14 protein-coding genes and 1 pseudogene are annotated in these 16,922 nt (G+C 62.1%); 2 read left to right on the top strand and 13 right to left on the bottom strand.

The window, feature by feature from the left end; translation table 11 throughout:
• Window position 1: 1 nt before the first annotated feature.
• The 9 genes and pseudogenes from BXY39_RS17115 to BXY39_RS17075 form a co-directional block, all read right to left on the bottom strand.
• Window positions 2–469 (bottom strand): hypothetical protein, encoded by a 468-nt coding sequence (locus tag BXY39_RS17115; RefSeq protein ID WP_121940106.1) that lies wholly within the window; start codon window positions 467–469, stop codon window positions 2–4.
• A 126-nt stretch (window positions 470–595) separates the two neighbouring features.
• Complete coding sequence (locus BXY39_RS17110) at window positions 596–1,525, bottom strand: DUF2493 domain-containing protein (RefSeq protein ID WP_121940105.1); 930 nt, start codon at window positions 1,523–1,525, stop codon at window positions 596–598.
• 338 nt (window positions 1,526–1,863) lie between these two features.
• Window positions 1,864–2,910: a DUF7146 domain-containing protein gene (locus tag BXY39_RS17105; RefSeq protein ID WP_121940104.1), complete on the bottom strand. Its 1,047-nt coding sequence runs from the start codon at window positions 2,908–2,910 to the stop codon at window positions 1,864–1,866.
• 235 nt (window positions 2,911–3,145) lie between these two features.
• Window positions 3,146–3,499: pseudogene (locus BXY39_RS17100) on the bottom strand (DUF6915 family protein); the annotation flags it as partial.
• Window positions 3,500–3,510: 11 nt separating this feature from the next.
• Window positions 3,511–4,002, bottom strand: a complete 492-nt coding sequence (locus tag BXY39_RS17095) for a DUF6878 family protein (RefSeq protein ID WP_245999406.1) — start codon at window positions 4,000–4,002, stop codon at window positions 3,511–3,513.
• Window positions 4,003–4,074: 72 nt separating this feature from the next.
• On the bottom strand, window positions 4,075–6,123 hold the full coding sequence (locus BXY39_RS17090) for a ParB/RepB/Spo0J family partition protein (RefSeq protein ID WP_121940103.1): 2,049 nt from the start codon (window positions 6,121–6,123) through the stop codon (window positions 4,075–4,077).
• A 131-nt stretch (window positions 6,124–6,254) separates the two neighbouring features.
• Window positions 6,255–7,448 (bottom strand): DUF932 domain-containing protein, encoded by a 1,194-nt coding sequence (locus BXY39_RS17085; protein WP_121940102.1) that lies wholly within the window; start codon window positions 7,446–7,448, stop codon window positions 6,255–6,257.
• A gap of 368 nt (window positions 7,449–7,816) precedes the next feature.
• Entirely contained in the window at window positions 7,817–9,280 is a 1,464-nt protein-coding gene (locus BXY39_RS17080) for a DNA phosphorothioation-associated putative methyltransferase (protein WP_121940101.1), read from the bottom strand.
• 9 nt (window positions 9,281–9,289) lie between these two features.
• The gene (locus BXY39_RS17075; protein WP_121940100.1) at window positions 9,290–10,042 is read right to left on the bottom strand and encodes a hypothetical protein; all 753 of its coding nucleotides are present in this window, start codon (window positions 10,040–10,042) and stop codon (window positions 9,290–9,292) included.
• Window positions 10,043–10,118: 76 nt separating this feature from the next.
• Between BXY39_RS17075 and BXY39_RS17070 the strand changes: the two genes are divergently transcribed.
• Window positions 10,119–10,586: an HIT family protein gene (locus BXY39_RS17070; RefSeq protein ID WP_121940099.1), complete on the top strand. Its 468-nt coding sequence runs from the start codon at window positions 10,119–10,121 to the stop codon at window positions 10,584–10,586.
• On the opposite strand, the gene dndE is transcribed toward BXY39_RS17070, so the two are convergent.
• Genes dndE through dndB form a run of 4 tightly spaced genes read right to left on the bottom strand, consistent with a single transcriptional unit; the run spans window position 10,583 to window position 15,564 of the window.
• Entirely contained in the window at window positions 10,583–10,957 is a 375-nt protein-coding gene (dndE, locus tag BXY39_RS17065) for a DNA sulfur modification protein DndE (protein ID WP_121940098.1), read from the bottom strand. The two genes, BXY39_RS17070 and dndE, sit on opposite strands and share 4 nt — an antisense overlap.
• Window positions 10,957–12,948, bottom strand: a complete 1,992-nt coding sequence (dndD, locus tag BXY39_RS17060) for a DNA sulfur modification protein DndD (protein WP_121940097.1) — start codon at window positions 12,946–12,948, stop codon at window positions 10,957–10,959. The genes dndE and dndD overlap by 1 nt, the downstream gene beginning before the upstream one ends.
• A complete protein-coding gene (dndC, locus tag BXY39_RS17055; RefSeq protein ID WP_121940096.1) occupies window positions 12,945–14,477 on the bottom strand; it encodes a DNA phosphorothioation system sulfurtransferase DndC in 1,533 nt (510 codons plus the stop codon). The genes dndD and dndC overlap by 4 nt, the downstream gene beginning before the upstream one ends.
• On the bottom strand, window positions 14,452–15,564 hold the full coding sequence (gene dndB, locus BXY39_RS17050; protein WP_121940204.1) for a DNA sulfur modification protein DndB: 1,113 nt from the start codon (window positions 15,562–15,564) through the stop codon (window positions 14,452–14,454). Before dndB ends, dndC begins: the two co-directional genes overlap by 26 nt.
• 70 nt (window positions 15,565–15,634) lie before the next feature.
• Here dndB and dndA point away from each other — a divergent pair, with 70 nt between their 5' ends.
• Window positions 15,635–16,804 (top strand): cysteine desulfurase DndA, encoded by a 1,170-nt coding sequence (gene dndA, locus BXY39_RS17045; RefSeq protein ID WP_121940095.1) that lies wholly within the window; start codon window positions 15,635–15,637, stop codon window positions 16,802–16,804.
• The last annotated feature ends 118 nt before the right edge of the window (window positions 16,805–16,922 follow it).

The following is a 16,922-nucleotide window of genomic DNA, read 5'->3' as shown; positions in this document are numbered from 1 at the left end:
GTTAGCCGTCGTTCGTCGCGCGCCTGCCAGTCGTGGCGATCGCCGTCTGCGGCGCTTCCTCGTCCGGCCCCGCGAGGGAGGCGATCCGCGCCCAAGCCGTGGCACCGACGACGATGGCGCCGATCCATCCGAAGACGAGCGTCGAGGTCTCCCCGGCGCCGCCGATCTCGGAGAGGCCTTTGATGGCGTGGTAGCCCGCGATGCCCGCGGGCGCGGCATAGACAGCGCCGATGGCGAACCTGACGGGTACGGAACGGATCGTGGCGAAGGCGATCTGCCCGGCGACGAGGGTGATCGCGCCGGCGAAGAATGCGGACACGATGGCGGCGACAAGGCCGGCGTCGGCACTATAGACATACATGCCGACCGTGACGGCGACGAAGAATGGGAGTGCATAGACGGCGAGCGTGAACAGCAAATAGACGAGCACGCCGAGCCCGAGCGCGCTCAAGATGGCGGATATGAACATGGGCGGTCTCCTCGATGAGAGCGCGTCCCCAACCGCCGCCATGACGCAGTCGAAGTATAGCGCAAGGTGTCGCGCGCCGGAATATTCCGGCGCGCGTTCAGGTGATGCGCAGCGGGCATCGCGGGGTCACAGCGCCCCCGCTTTCCGTGAGCGGAAGTCGTAGAGGGGGACGCCCATCTGCCGGGCCTTGTCGGCGAGATTGTCGGTGATCCCCGAGCCCGGGAAGACGATCAGCCCGATCGGCGCGGTGTCGAGGAGCTGGTCGTTGCGCTTGAACGGAGCGGCCTTGCCGTGGCGTGCCCAGTCGGGCTTGAAGACGATCTGCGGACATTTTCGATTGTCGGCCCAGCAGGCCGCGATCTTCTCTGCGCCCTTGGGCGACCCGCCATGCAGCAGAACCATGTCGGCGTGCTTGGCATGCACCTTGTCGAGCGCGGCCCAGATGGCCGTGTGGTCGGCGACGTCCGTCCCGCCGGCGAAGGCGATCTTCGTGCCAGTCGGCAGGAGGGGTTCGAGGTCCGTCCGACGCTTGGCGGCGAGGAAGTCGCGGCTGTCGATGAGGGATGCGGTCAGGTTGCGCCGGTTCGTGTGCGACCCGGAGTGTGGATGCCAGCTCTGACCGAGATGCGCCTCGAAGAGGTCGGCGGCGACATCGCGCATGCCTTCATAGGCGTTGCGGCGCTCGATCAGCGCGATGCCTTGAGCGGTCAGTTCCTCGAGTTCGACAGAGCGCACTTCCGAGCCGTCCTGTTCCCGCTGGGAGCGCTTCTGCGCCTGTTCGTTGGTGTCGAGGTCGCGGTCGACGCGGGTCGCCATGCGGTGGAAGACATTGGTCGTCGACCAGAGCAGGTCTTCGAGATCGGGTTCGAGCCGTGTGTCGCTCAAGCTGACAATGAACGCGTCGAAGATGTCGGTCAGCGCGCCTCGAAGACTATCGGCCTCTGGCAGCGGTCTTGGGTCGGGCTCGCCGGCAAAGGGTCGGTAGCCGTGGAGCTGCAGCTCGTCGAGGACCATGGCGGTCGATGAGCGGTTGGCGGTGTCGGCATGGTCGGTCATGGCGGATCGTCTCCTCGTTCGAAGACCACGCCTCTCGCGGCCTTCCCGGGCGACGGGAAAGCGGCGGCCGTCCGGGCCTGCATTCTCAGGGGTCCCCATCGCGCTCGCGCGATGGGGTGGAACCGGAGCGTCAGCGGAGGACGGCGGAGGCGGCCCCGTTTTGCTTCGCGATGCAAAGCCGAACCTCTGGTTCGGCAGCGGAAAACGGGGCCGTCGCAGCCGTTGCCGGACCGGGCGGGCTCCGCTCCGTCTCGCCCCTCTCAAGGAAGGCCGGAGGCTTGGCTCTTTGCCTGGGGGATGGATACGTGACCGATACATCGACGCTTGGTCCTTATCGATCAGGCTGCGGAGGGTGGCAACAGGGTCGCGGCGTCGTCGGGCGCCAGTTGACCCCGTAGGTGCGCCCGGAGCTTCTGCAGCCCGAAGGCGCGCAGATCTTCGTTTGCGTCGCCTCGCCGAAAGCGGAGTGGCACCGTCTCGATGCCCTTCTCGTGCGTCCTTTCGGCCAAAGCCTCGGTCGCGATACGGCCCGCCTCGTCGGCGTCGGCGGCGATGTAGAGGCGATCGGTGCCGTTCGGCAGCAAAAGCGCTGGGAGGTGGTTCGCCGACAACGCTGCGATGACCGGCAATCTGGGGAGCGCCATGCGCAGCGACAGCATGGTTTCGAGACCTTCGCCGGCTGCAAATATGCGGGCCGGTGCGCCGATGCGCACGCCGTGACCGAGCAAATGGCCCATCGCCTTGCGGTTCGGATCGAGCGGCGCCTTGTTTGCGGTTTCGGGATCGAGCCAGGTCCGATGCAAGCCCGTCAGCTTACCGTCGGCGTCGGTGACCTTCGCCAGCAAAGCCGGCCAGGTCTCCGGCTTGCCCACGTCGGCAGTATCCTCGCGCCAATAATAGCAGTTCGGGTGGAATCGCAGGGCGCTGACGGTCCGGACACCGACAATGCCGCGTCCGGCGAGATAGCGCTCCGCCAGCGTGCCGGCGATCGGTTTGCCCATGGCCCACAGCCGTCGTGCGGCTTCCGGCGACCCACTCGGCGCTTTGGCAAGCGGTGCCGGCTTCGGTGGTTCGGGCCGCGGCAGGCTGAGGAAACGGCGCGCCTCGTCGAGGGTTTCGCCGAGCGTGTCGATACGCAGATTGGCGGCGATGAGATCGAGGAGATCGCCATGTTCTCCGGTGGCCGCGTCGGTCCATTTGCCCGCCGCGCCCTTGCCCGACGACGGCCCGGTGAGCCGCACATAAAGGCTGCGCCCGGGCGCGTTCTCGACGTCGCCGACGATCCAGTAGCGGCCCTGCTTGCGCCCGTTTGACAGGTAGTGACGGCAGACGGTTTCGGCCTCGCAGCTGAGACGCTGCGCGAGGTCTGATGCTGAATTCTCCATGTCCGGTCTCCAGGAAGCGCGCACGAAAAAGGGCCTGCCGCGTCCGGCAGGCCCCAGGCGCGAGGGAGCTGGGGGGAACGCTCCCTCGATTGGTGGTCGCCGTGTCCTACGGTGAGTGGGCGAAGGCGGCGTCGGCGACAGGTGCATCATCGCGCGAACGCCGCGGATCGGCTATCGACCGCGCGCCGCCGTCCGCCTGTCGTCGTGCGACAGGCGCATTTCCCTTGTCGGGGTCTGCAGCGAACGGATCGACGATCCGGTGGATCGGTTGCGCTCGCTGCATCCAGGGTTCGGGCCGGATGCAGCGCACCCAGTCGGCGAAGCTCGGGATGAAACCGAGGTCTTCGATCACATGCTGTTCGCCGATCTGACGCACGGGCACCTCGCGCCCGGTCGAAACCGTGATGACGGTTCCGAAGACGCGCTCGAGCATGAAAATGCCTTCCGCATGATGGCGCAGCGCGCGGTGCCGGAAGTCGGCGGTGATCGCCTTCGATTCGTCGAACCAATTGTGGAGCGCGATGTAATCCTCCGCGAAGCCGCCGAACTTGCGGGCCGACGACAGGGCATGGTGGTAGCAGTGTCCCATGTCCACCTCCCTCAGAATATGTGTTCGAAGAATTCGGTGTCTTCGAAGCGCATGTTGAATTCGAGGGTGACGGTTTCGGCGGCCACGTCGAAGACGAAATTGCCGAAGGCGCCGGCATTGTTCTCCCAACCGCCATGGGTCTGGCCGAGCAGCTCGTAGACCATGTGCTCGATGGCCTCGCTCAAGGGCATAACCCGCTCGGTCGGCTCGGTCTCGCGCCAGCCGAGCGTGAGAAGCGTGATTGAACCTTCGGGCAAGGCTATCTCGCTGCCGTCGGCTTCAGCATGGATGCTCTCGATGCCGCCGCTGTCGCCATAACCGTCGAACTCGACGGTGACGCTGGTAATGCCAGCGTCGGCGAGAAGGGCGAAGATCGCCGTCTTGTTCTTGGGGCGGATGGTTTCGAGCAGCGCGTTGTGCGCCCGCTGTTCTGCCTCCCATTTGGCGAAATCGAACGTCGGGGTCGGTGCGGCCTGGGCCGCCATGTCGGTCGTGTCTGTCATCGGACATCTCCTTGAAACGAAGAAGGCCCGGCGCGAGGGCCGGGCCTTTGAGGGGTGATGGGGGGGGCGGACTCATTCGGCTGCCTGGAGTGCCGCCTCGTCGTCCTCGACGGCAGGTTCGTCGGAGGTGACATTGCCATCATCGACGATGTCGAACTCCGGTTCGTCGGGCTCTTCCGCAAGCGGCGTCGTGCGCAGCGGCTCGGGCAACCAGCCGGTGCCGGCCAGCAATTCTTCGGCGGCTTCGACCATGTCGGGCTTCTTGAACCCCGCGATCCGGTCGGCGTCCCTGTCGCCCTTCGCCTCGCGCACGGCCGCGAGGATCTGCGCCTTAGTCACGCGGCCGAGATAGCTTTCCGCCGTCGGCGTCCAGCCGACCTCGGCCATGTCGAGCCCGATCGTCGCGGCGAGGACGCCCGCATGGGCGATCTGGCGCGGCTTGCGGTAATGCGGCTCATGCACGGCGTTGACGGTCATCGAAACGCAGTGGGCGAAGAGGTCCGCGAGCGTGTCGCCGTCGAACTCCGACAGCACGTCCCACAGGTCCTCGGCCTGCTTCGGCAGTGTCTTCGCCCAACGCTCGATGCGGGTATCGACGGACCGCGCATAAGGCGTGTCGCCGAGGCCTGCCGCTTGCGCGCCGAAGCTCGTGGAACGCGGTTCGATCTCGACGCAGCTTTCCTGGCCGTAGTGGTAGAAGAGCCGGAGCGTCAGGGCGTGCAACGCGGCGAGGAAGGCGACTTTCGGATCGTTCGCGAGCCGGTCGCGCAGCGCCAGCGTGCGATGGGCCGTCAGGTCGCTGACGAGGCGGTCGGAGAGTGGCTTGAAACGATCCTCCTCGTCGTCTTCTTCCGCATCGACCGGGGCGTCGTCCACGGCGTTCGCCTCGGCGTCGCTCGGCTGATCGTTAGAATACGACGTTTCGGTTTCCGGCTCCTCCACTGGCGGTTCGTCCTCGGGCCGCACATAGCCGCGCTCGATCCGCAACCGGCCAGAACGGTCGATACTGACGAAGGCCCCGGCGAGTGCGATGTCCTCGGCATCGAACTGGACGGGACGGTCCTGCAAAGCCTCCATCGCCGTCTCGATCTCGCCGAGGCGCTCGTCGATGTCGTCGGGGAGTTCGTCCGCCTCGGCATAATCGTCCTCGAGCTTCTCGTGCTCGGCCTTCAGCGCCGCGTAGGATGCCTCCTCCTCGTCGCTCATCGGCTGCGGCTCGCCGATGATCCGGCGCATGTTCCAGGTGTGGCTGTAGGGGAACTCAGGCGCGGCCTCGATCCACTTCCAGCCTTCCTTGCGCACGGCTTCGGCTTCGCGCTCCAGCTTCTCCGCGAGCAGCTTCTCCAGCAGGCTCGCATCTTGCAGCCAGCCGCCATGGTCCGTGTCGAAGAGATCGCGCAGGACCGCGCCGCCAGCCTCGACATAGGCGTCGAGTCCCACGAACACGGCGCGGTGATCGGAAGCGCGCACGGCGCCTTCGGTCAGCATGCGGCGGATTTCATAGGGCTGCTTGTTGTAGTGCTGCTTGAGCGCTTCCCAGACCTGTTCCTGGCGCTCATGATCGGGATTGACCGTGAAGGCCATGAGCTGTTCAAGGGTCATCTCTTCGTTCGCATAGGCCTCCAGCAGGGTGTCCGAGACGGATGCGAGCTTGAGGCGCTGCTTGACGACATTGACCGAGACGAAGAAGGCGGCCGCGATCTCTTCCTCGGACTTACCTTTCTCGCGCATCGCCTGGAAGGCGCGGAACTGATCGAGCGGATGGAGCGGCGCGCGCTGGATGTTCTCGGCGAGGCTGTCTTCCTCGGCCAGACCGTCGGTGCGCACGATGCAGGGCACTGGGGCCGTGCGGTTGAGGCGGCGCTTCTTCACCAGCAGTTCGAGCGCCCTGAAACGGCGCCCGCCCGCCGGGACCTCGAACATGCCGGTCTCGGCGCCGTCCTCGTCCAGCACGGGCCGCACGGTCAGGCTCGCCAAGAGCGTGCGCCGGGCGATGTCCTCGGCCAGCTCCTCGATCGAGACGCCGGCCTTGATGTGGCGGACATTCGCCTGGCTGAGCACCAGCTTGTTGAAGGGGATGTCGCGCGAGGCGCTGAGGGTGATCTTCTTCGACTTCGTCATGAGACTTCTCCGCGACGGGCGGCCAAGAGACACTCTCTCGGGCCTCCAAACCCGTCACGAAAAACACGGCCCACCTCTCCCTCTAAGGAGCGATGGACCGTGGACGAACGGCGGGGGCGGAAGCGGAAGGCCTACGCGGCGCGCTCCAGGAGCGTCTTCGCGCGGGTCTCCATGGCAAGCCGCGCGTCCTGCTGCGGTTTCGACCGCGCGGCGGCGGTGATGCCTTGCACGAAGTCGAAGACGCTCTCGGGCGGACGGTCTTCCTCGGCGAGGACGGTCTCGACGATTTTCGCTGTCTCCGCCTTCGAGAAACCGCGCTTCCTCAGGAAGTCGGTGCGGTCCTCGTCGCTGCGCGCGACGATCCGTTCGCGGGCCGCGCGGATGCCCCGGATGAAAGGTTGTGGTGAGGAGTCCGCGAAGCTGGTCAAGGCCGGGGCCGCCTCGTGGGCGAAGCGGTTGGCGGCGTATTTGGAATGCCGGATGCTAATCTCCTGGAAGTCCTCGACCCCCCAGAGATTGCGGTTCTGGCAGACGGCGCGGAGGTAGAAGCTCGCGATGCCGAGCGTCTTGGCGCCGACCTCGGAGTTCCAGCAGTAGAAGCCGCGGAAGAACAGGTCGGGCGAACCGTCGGGCAGCGTGCCCGCCTCGATCGGGTTCCTATCGTCGACCAGGAAAAGGAAGACGTCGCGGTCCGAGGCGTAGAGCGTGGTCGTGTCCTTGGTGACGTCGACCATCGGATTGTAGACGCCGGTCGACCAGTCGAGCACGCCCGGAACCTTCCAGCGCGTGTCGCCGACACCGTCGCCCGCGATCCGCTGGACGGCCGCGACGAGTTCGTGATCGTAGATGCGGCCATAGTCCGGCCCGGTGACGGCGCGCAGTTCGGTGCGACCGTTCGCAACCTCCATCGTCTTCACCTGCTCGGCGCGGTGGTTGGTGAGGCCATATTGCAGGTTGATGCCGGCAAGCGGCCCCGGGAGCTGGCGCAAATAAGCCGCTGGCGCGCTGACCAGGCTCGCGAGCTGGCCGAAGCTCCAATGGGTCGGTGCGACCGGGGCCTCGGCGTCCGGCAGGACGAGCGCCAGCTTTTCCGGATCGTCGCGATGGGCTTCGACACGGATCGCCGCGCTCTCGACCGTCCGTGTCTTGCTCCGCTCGGCCCGGCCCTTCACTGAAGCGTAGAGCTCCGAAAGCGAGAGATACTTCTCGTCGTCGGGCCGGGAAAACCATTCGGACGACACTCGCCCGTTGTGCCCGCCGCGGGACACATCCACCTTGTAGCCGCCGCTCTCGGGACGCGCGTTCATGATTTCGATTGCTGTCATGGCTATTCTCCATGACGGGCGGTCCGAGAGCCTCTCTCTCGACCTTCAACCCGTCACGGCGACAGCCGGGGCCCTCTCACTCTGGCCGTCCCGCATGACATTGCGGCCTTACGCCATACCGGCGCGCCGCGCCCCGCGTCAGGGACGGACGCCCGTCAGGGGGAAGACCCATGAGGGGCTTCCGCTTCGCCGACAGCCAGGCCCGCAGGGAGACGCCTTCCTTCCGTTGGTGATACAAATCCCCACAGCCTGGGGCCTGCCGTGTGAGGTTTTGAACCACAGTAGCTTCGTTAGATCGGTGTTCATGGGGACTGTTCGAGGGCATTTGACATGGACATGCTTGGATGAACGACATGTCGCCCCAGAAATCACCCGCGCGCTGACAAAAGGCGGTGCCCTTTGAGATAGACGCCCTTCTGAGCAAGTGTCTCGTTCCATCCTTCCTCCAGCCCGATACGGCTGGTGTCGTCAAACAGCCCCTTGCTTTCCTCGATCCGCGTCAGGCGCGAAAACTTCGCATGGAGGGGATGATCCGCTGATATGAACAGCTCCTTGCGGTGCAGGATCGGCCGGTTGCTGCTGGCGCCGAAACTGCGTGTTTTCACGCGGAAGGTCTGCAAATGCACCGTGAGGGATTCTGCCAGCGGCGGGTGCGGATCATTATCAAAGTCAGGATAGTTCAAATAGGATATCTTTGGTTCGCCCCGGTGCATCTTTATGATGTTGGCACCGTCCACTCGTCCGAGATAGCCTCGAGCGCATCCTTCATAGAGACGCAAGACAGGTGAAAGTATGGGCAATGCTGACTCATGTATATACAGCGCAGTCGGCGTGAGCTTGCCGACTGCTGAATTCTGACATGCCTCTTCCACGGTACCCGGTTGTCCGAGAGAATACAGAAGTGTGTCGGCCTCGGTGCAGGCCTGCTTGTAGTTCCCAAAAAAGGCCTTCACATCCCGTTGCAGCGCGAGCGGCAGTTTTCCGAAAGGCGGGCGTCCTTCAAACCGCGAGAGCGCCAGATAGATCGACAGGTCCCGCCCGCGCTCTTCACGGACCGCCTCCCAATCAGCCTCATCGGTCGCATACAGAACGACACGAAACGCTTTGCGGATCGAGCCGAACACTTGAGCGAGTTCAGCGGTGTTTGCCAATTCATCATCCTGGGGCAAGCGCCCGCGCTCGCCCACGAACTCCATGAGTGGTGCGAGCACCGCTTCATGTCTGGCGAACAACTCTGCGGATTTTGTGAGGCGCGGTGCGGCAAGGCGGCGGCGGTAGCGTGACGCGAGGAAGTGCGTGCGCGCTTGTTCATCGCGGAAGACGTAGAAGACGCCTGGGGCGGCAGGAACGGCGTTCGCCTCAAGCGTCCTGTCAATCCACTGGCGGAGTTCCTGCTGTTCGAAGAACTTCTGGAAAGTGCCACGGCTAGTCAGACAGCCGTCCTCATAGTCGGTGCGTTCGCGTAACGCCTTCGCTTCAAGTGTTAGCCGCGCACTGACGACCAGGACTTGCTCGGCGAGCGCCCATGCGCGGCGTAGCGCCTCCTGACGTTCGGCGGGGTTCTCGATTACGTTGACGACGTAACCGATAGTGACGACGGGGGCGCTGCGGTGTTCATGATCGGGGCGGTGAACAGGGTCCCAGCCACTCGCTTCGAAACCCAGCATGGAGAGGTGACGAAGGTCGTCGCCGCGTCCGCAGCCATAGTCAAATAGACGTATACCGGGCGTGAGTAGCCCGTCCGCAAGAATGCACTTGAGCGGCCGCGACGGCTCTGCCCGGCCGATCGCCGTGCGCGCGCGGTTCTCAAGGTATTTGGGGGCCGGTTGCATGAGACTAGCTTACTTGCGCCCCCGGACCTCTGACCAGCTCTCGACCGCGTAGTCCTTGTAGCGGAAGTAGTTGGATAGGTGTTTGAGGAAGACCAGTTCGACGATGAGCCAGACCGGGCCGAGCGCAAGGATGCCCCAGAACCAAAAGGCGGACAGCGCGGACTCCACATGAAACCACCCGGCCGCCGCGACGATATAGAGCAGGATCAGAATACCTAAGAACAGGCCGTAGCCGAGTTCGGAGACCATCTTCCAGAAGACCGTTCCGAGGGGTAACGGCGGACAGAAATCGTCATCATACTGCCTGATGCGGCCGGTCAGTTCCCTGAGCACGTCCGGTGTTACAGGAACCGGCGATGAGCTGACACGCAGGCAGTGGGAGTACAGCCCGACATAGCGTATTAGGTTGAGGTAGCCCTTGATCGACCGCGACAGGAAGTTGGAGACGAAGGCGAATGACAGGCTGATGACGGCCGTTAGCAGGATGACGTCGGCGTCGGTCAGGTTTTGCAGGACGGCGGCGAGGCTGCGGCCGGTGACGGTCCCGGACGGAGATTTGACCTCCTGCAGGGGGGATATGTAAGTGAGGGCAAAGATGACAACGGCAGTCAGGATACCAATAGACCAGGAGATGCCCTGATTGAGGTACGTGCGGTTGCTGTCCATCAGAGAGTGGACACCGGAAAAATACGGCCCGCATATCCAGTCGAAGACCTTTTGTTCTTGTGCCGACAGCGGCTCCGGGGCGTTATTTTTATTCATTACATTATTCCACCGATATTCTTCTTTGCACACCACTTTTGTTGCAAATTTTTCCCTAAATTTCTAGAATATAGGTATGGCTATGAAATCAGTAACGGTTGCCCTGTCGGACGGGAGCAGCAACACGATGGACGACCCGAAGCAGAGCGGCGGCAGCTTACCCGTATCCCCGTTCCACGATCCGTCCCGCTGGACCGGGGAAAACGAACACGCCTTTGCGATCCGTGATGCCTATCCGCTCGCCGAAGGCCATACGCTTGTGGTGCCCAAACGGGCGATGGGCCGCACGACCCAGCTGACCGAAGAGGAACTACTGGCATGCTTTCGGCTGATCGAGGAAGTGAAGACCGCACTAATCAAAGAGAGCGGCGCGGACGGATTCAATGTTGGTGTGAACGAGAACGCGGCGGCGGGGCAAACGATCGCGCAGCTCCACTTCCACGTTATTCCCCGCTTCCACGGCGATATCGACGATCCGGTTGGCGGCATCCGGAACATCTTCCCGGGCCGCGGCAACTATCTCAAGAGCACAAAAGAGGGTTAGGCGACCAGGGCTACGAGGTCGTCGATCCGCCGCATTTCGCGATTGCCAGCGAGGTATGAAATCCCGCGATGGAGGTGCAGCCGGAACTGTTGCGCGAGGACTTCGGGGTCGGTTCCAAGACCGTCGCGAACACACCGTTCCTTGAGCAGGGCCATGTACAGATCGGCGTAACGTCCACCGAACACCTTCCAACTCATCTCAACATTGCTGTCGGCGGGGATCTTCGATACAGGCGGTACGCTCTGCTCAGCCAGAGACAGGCACAGCGCCCAACGGCACAGCACGTTCCAGTGCTCGATGCCCGTTACCCGCTTAAGTTTGATGAGCTGCTCTTTTGCCTGCTGGGAGAGGCGTATGTGTTCTATCGCCACTACGCCGCCTCCTTGGATGGCAGGTAACCGGGCGCGATATGCGTCGCACCCGTCTTGTCATCATAGGTCAGTTGATAGGTGTGCCCGACCCATGGACGCAGGCGCTCGTGATAGTCGCCCGCGATCTCTTCGTCTGTGGAAAGCAGTAATATCTGATGGCTGGCGAAAGGCAGATAGCGCTCGACCAGATGCATCCGGTGAATGGAATCCAGCCGCCCGAGCGGTGTATCGATGGCCGTCGGCAACGGACGCCCGGAAGCCTTGGCCAGCCCCCAGAGCAGCGCAATCGCAAGAAGCTGCCTCTCACCCGCAGACAGCCTTTCAGCGCTCAACGGTTCGTCGTCACGGCCGTACAAGGTCAGGGCGTAGTCTTCGGGATCGATTGAAAGTCGCGTAACAAGGCCGCCCTTGCGCAACAATTGCCGGTAGCTATCCAGAACCAGTTGCTCGATACGCCGTACATGACGGGCGATGACGGCATGGCGGAAAGCCTCCAGGGTTTTGCGGACCTTACCGGAGTGGTGAAGGATGCGTGAGCGGTCATCGCGGCGACCGCGGTCTTTCGCATCGGCCTCCAGCAGCCGGGCGAGTGCCGTCTCTCGGCGTTCTAGTTCGCGCTGCTGGCGCTCGATATCCTGCCCCATCGCCGCATGCATGGCTTCCAGCTCAGCGATCTCGGAACGAAGCTCGTCACGTTCCTTGGCGATATGCTCCACGGTATCCGAGCTGGGGATGCTCTCGTATTCGACCCGTGAGTGTTCCTCGCTCGTGCGGCGGCGATTTTGGTCGGAGAGGAGCTTACCGGACTCCGCAGCCAGTTGGTCCGTATCTCCGCGCAGCAGGGTATGCAGGTCACTGCGCACTTCGGGCGTCAGGTCGAGAACGGTGTCTTTCTTTCCAAGCGCTTCACGCTCTGCGCGGTCGGCATCAAGGAACGTCTTGAGCGCATCGACCACTTCTTTCTGCGCCTTCCGACCGCGCAAATGTTTGAGCGCCGCCTTGTCCCGGTCTTTGAGCGCCCCCGCAAGTTCGCGCGCACGGCGGCATTCCTCTTCGTGCTGGTCGCGCAGCTCGGCCGACTCAAGCAGGACGCGCACGAGAAGCAAGGGGGCGGCCCCACCAGCAAAATCCCGCAATGTGGCCTCCCCGTCCTTTAAGTGCTGGACGGAGCCGGACCATTTGTTCTCGATGGCATCCTTCTGGTCGTAGAGCGCGCCTCCGATCTTCCGGTATCTCTCTTCGGCTTTCCGTAAGGCCTTGCGCTGCTTGTCCATCCGGTGGGTTTGCAGCGAAGCGCGTTCTTGTTTCAGGGCATCAACACGGCGGCGCAAATCGAGGACCGCATCCTGGGCGGAGGTGATTTCGGCGTCGCGGGGCGCGTCCTTGTCTTCCGAGCGTTTGCGACGCTCATAGACCAGCAAGTCCTTATCGAGCTGGTCAACCATATCCAGCCCCAACAGGTTCTGGATGGCTGCTCCGATCAGGGCGGAGGAATCGGTTTGCGAGGCATAGGCCTCGACCTGCTCGCCGTCGAACAGGAAGAGATGTGCTATATTGGCGGGGAAGAACTCTTCGACCTGTGTGGCCCAGTTATCTGCCAGAGTCGGTTCCGCATGGCCGTTCTTGAAGACCTCAAAGCGTTCCTTGCACCCGTTGCCGTTTGTCTTCCAATAGCGGCGCAAATGGTAGCGCTCTTCGGTTCCTTCCACGGTATGGCGAAAGGCGATCTCTATCCCGGCTTCGGTATTGCCCGGTCTTCTGTGGATGCAGCGTGAAAGGTATTCCGGATATGCGAGCGAGCCCCTATTGGAACATTTTGCGTGGGGTCCGAATAATACCAGTTGCAAAGCATCCAGAAACGTCGTCTTTCCGCCGCCATTCAGCCCGCCGATGAGGACGATGGGCTTGTTGGAGCCAGGCGGGGTGAGTTCAACGCGCTGCGTTCCCTGATAAAGCCCGAAATTGTGGAGTACGATCTCGTCGAATATCATTTGCAGGCCTCATCAATAAGGGATGAGGAGGCTTCGACGGGGGCAAGCTCATCCGTGGCGCGCTCTTTCGCTTCGCCTAGGGCATCACGCCTCAACCGCGCCCTTTGGACCGCATCGTCCTCGTCTTCGTAGAAATTCCGGTAGAATGAGGATTCGAGGGCATCGAACAATCCGGCCCTGCGCAGCATGGATTTGTGCCGCTTCTCGATAGAGAGCAATTCACGGACGAGCTGGAAATGCAGTTCGTCGTCGTTACAAATCTCGCGCAGCAATTCCATTTCCGTCGCGCCCATGACGAGATTGTCGTCCAGACTGCCGCCCGGATAGGCGTCGCCCGTAGCGTCCTCGTAGACGCGCGGCAGGGTGTCTTCGATTTCGTGTTTCTCGACGACCCAGATGCGCCGGATTTCCTCAAGCTCTTCCAGCGTGATCAGTTCGATATAGCAAACTTCTTCGGGGCCGTTCTCGCGGATGTGCCGCTGGGCCTCCAGCACCTGGCGAAGCCACATCTCGCGGGCTTCCTGCTTGTAGGGGCCGGGAATCGGCCTGTCATTGTAGAGCTGGACGGCTCCGTTCATGCGCCGGAAGTCGCGTATGGGTCTGTCAGCATCCGGAGTTTTGGGAGGGTCGAGCCTGTTGCGCAGCTCAAGGAGCGGCAACATCCACTCCTTCTCCTCGTCGTTCTGGATCATGGCGTGCATGGACTTGTCCTTTTCGACAAGCGTGCACACCCAGCACCCGAAGCGGCTGTCGCCGCAGCTCGGCGTGGTGGTATCGACGACAAGCGGGCATTCGCCGTCCGCAGATGCGCCCTGATACATCGTCAGCAGGTCTTTGTTGTTATAGCCCCATGGGTTCCCGACCTGCATGAGAAACATCCACACATCATCATTCGACCAGTCTTCGATGGGCGAATAGACGTAGGAGTTCGGCAAGCCGCCGTTCGGGCTCAGGCGGTCGCGCACCCGCTTTTGCTCGAAGCGTTCCATCACCTTGGCGCGGGCCGTGCTCTCGGCTTTGCGCGTCCCCAGAACGAGGATGGCTTCTCCGTGCTTCTGGACAACTGAGCTGATGAACTGTGTTGACGGGTTGATCTTGAGGCGTTCGGTGCACCACCTGAATTTCGGCCGTGGCGCGGGATAGCCACGTCCGATCAGATTGACCCAGAACGTGTTCTCGGGCGCAGGCGTCAGCCTGTGCGCCGTCAGCGGGAGACCCTGATCGGCTGCGTGACTCCCCATCCGGTCAAGCGACTTCGAAACCCACAAGGCCACGACGGGGTTTTCAACGAGCGTATCGGTGCTGATGACATAGACCGGCTTCGAACGCTCGTCTTCGGGCAGCCCTGCGAGCGCCAGCCAGACGAGCTGCAAGACAGCCGTGGAGTCCTTCCCGCCGCTATAGCCGATCACCCACGGAATCTCGTCGGACAAATAGAGATCGACGATTTCCTGCTTGAGTGCTTTAATCGTATTCTTGAACCCGGCTTCTGCGAATGCCGAATTACGCTGTGGCTTTTTTGCTGCCATTGGCCCCCCGCATATATGCGTTTTCGACACGTAACTCGTCGTCCGATAGTTCAAGGCCCAAATGGGACTTGATGGCGTTTGAAGTCAGGACGACATTTTGATTTGCTTTTGAAAGTTGACCGCCAACTAAGGCGCGTCCTTCCCACAGGCTACTATTGGCGCGCCGCCAGTCTATGCTCTTGAGTCCTGGAATCTTCTTTTTCCAGGTCTTAGGATACTTGATAATGAGTGCGCGGCCAGCTCGTGCCAGTGCTTGCAGCACCACGCCATGGGTGTGAATAAAGTCCGTACGCACTTCACCGGCCGTCAGGTCGCCGCTGCGGACCCGGCCCCATTCATCGAACTGGGCGGCCACGCACTCCCAAAAGTCGACGGCAAGCCGCGCCGTCTCCTCGGGTGTCGTTTCCGGCAATCCGACTAGCAAATCATTTGTCGCATGGTAGATGGCGCTCAACGTAAACAGCCGACGCGAGCGCGGAGCGAGGCTGGTCTTCTCCAGCTCGACAACATCTCGGAATATGTCAGAACCGGCGACTAGAGATTTGGCAAGCTGGGCCGCTTCGTCGCGGTAGTCATACAGAATGCTGAGCGAGGGTGACGGACGGATGGCATAGCGGTTGAGGTCTGCGAACATCTGCTGGCAGCGTTCTAGCCCTTTATCGAGGAAGAAGACGACCGCGATGGTCTCGTCGCCAAGCTCGGGGTGATTGCGAAGGGCTTGATCGATGGCCGCGCGGCGGTGCTGGCCGTCATTAATGATAAAGCGGGCCGACATAGGAATTTTCAGTATTCCGATTCGGTTGGCCTCGCCCTCTCCAGCGAAGGGGGCGAAGGCGATATCGGCATCAATCGATACGGTGATGGCCGAAAAAACGTAGTTATCCACGTTTTCCGTGATGTATCGCGAAAGCTCCGGAATCCGCGCCCTGTTAAGCTGCCGCTGCGCCCGCAGCTCGGGGGCGAGTTCGTCTTCGTCGAACTGGAACAGCTTAGGCAAGAGCCGCATCGGACACATGGAAACGTAGTATTCCCGCTGCGCCTGAATGCCCCTGATCGCGGGGAACTGATACTCGAAGCCGTCGCTCATTTTTCTTTGTCGAGTCGTGGGTTTATACGGTACAAACATATTGAATCACATCGACCAAAGTTTGTCAAACATGAAACATACGTTTGCATCGGCATACAAACAAGAAGGCGGCCCGGTATACCTGGACTGCAATGCCACGGCCCCGATCGAGCCCGTGGTTCGGGATGCCGTGTTAAGGTGGATGACGGACGAGATGGGCAATGCGGGCAGCCGGACGCATGAGTACGGGTTGCGTGCCAAGCGGGCTGTTCAGCATGCCCGCGATCAGGTCGCCAGGGTTGTTGATGGGGTCGGAGACGAGGTGGTCTTCACGAGCGGCGCGACGGAGAGCAACAACCTCGCGCTCCTCGGACTGGCGGAGCACGGCGTTCAGACGGACCGCCGTCACATCGTCTCAACGGCCATCGAACACAAGGCGGTTTTGGAGCCGCTTGAGGTTTTGGAGGCCAGAGGGTTCTCGGTGACGCTGGTACGCCCGGATGAAAACGGGCTCGTCAAGGCGGATTCGATCAAAGACGCGCTTCGCCCCGATACGCTTCTCGTGTCCGTAATGCATGCGAACAACGAGACGGGCGCGGTCCAGCCGCTGGTTGAGATCGCGACCGCACTAGAAGACCACGATGCCTTCTTCCATGTCGATGCCGCGCAAGGGTACGGCAAGGTTCTCGAATCCTTACGCAGCAAGAGAATCGATCTGATCAGCGTAAGCAGCCACAAGATTTATGGGCCGCTCGGCATAGGCGCACTCATTGCGAGGCGGCGCGGATTCAAACGTCCACCGCTGAAAGCTCTTATGTATGGAGGAGGGCAGGAGCGTGGGTTAAGGCCTGGCACACTTCCAGTCCCTCTGATCGTCGGCTTCGGCGTAGCCGCAGAAGCTGCCCTCAAAAATCAGGCGTCTCGTCAGGTGCGGTGCCGCGATATCCGTCACCAGGCGCTGGCTGCGCTAGAGCCACTCGGAATCCGGATGCACGCTGATCCTGATCGGACACTATCGCATGTGATGAATTTCTCAGTTCCCGGTGTGGATTCCGAAGCGGTGATGGTCGCGCTCAAGGACGTGGCTGCTGTCTCCAATGGGTCTGCCTGTACATCGCAAAGCTACTCGCCCAGCCATGTGCTTGAGGCGATGGGGTTACCGGAAGAGGAAATCGCGGGCGCGATTCGTGTATCGTGGTCGCATCTTACTCCCGATGTGGAGTGGCCCTTGTTGGTGGCGCGGCTGGATGCGCTCCGATGACAGACATACTCGGGCCGAAGCACGGCGACGAAGGGAGGTAGAGGGCGAAATTGAAGTCAAGGGTTCATCCGCAACTCAATGTAAAGGCAACAAATTTGGGAACAACTACAAGATTCCA

Source organism: Eilatimonas milleporae (assembly GCF_003688555.1).
Taxonomy (GTDB): Bacteria; Pseudomonadota; Alphaproteobacteria; order Sphingomonadales; family Kordiimonadaceae; genus Eilatimonas; species Eilatimonas milleporae.
This window is presented reverse-complemented; position numbering and strand designations above follow the sequence as displayed.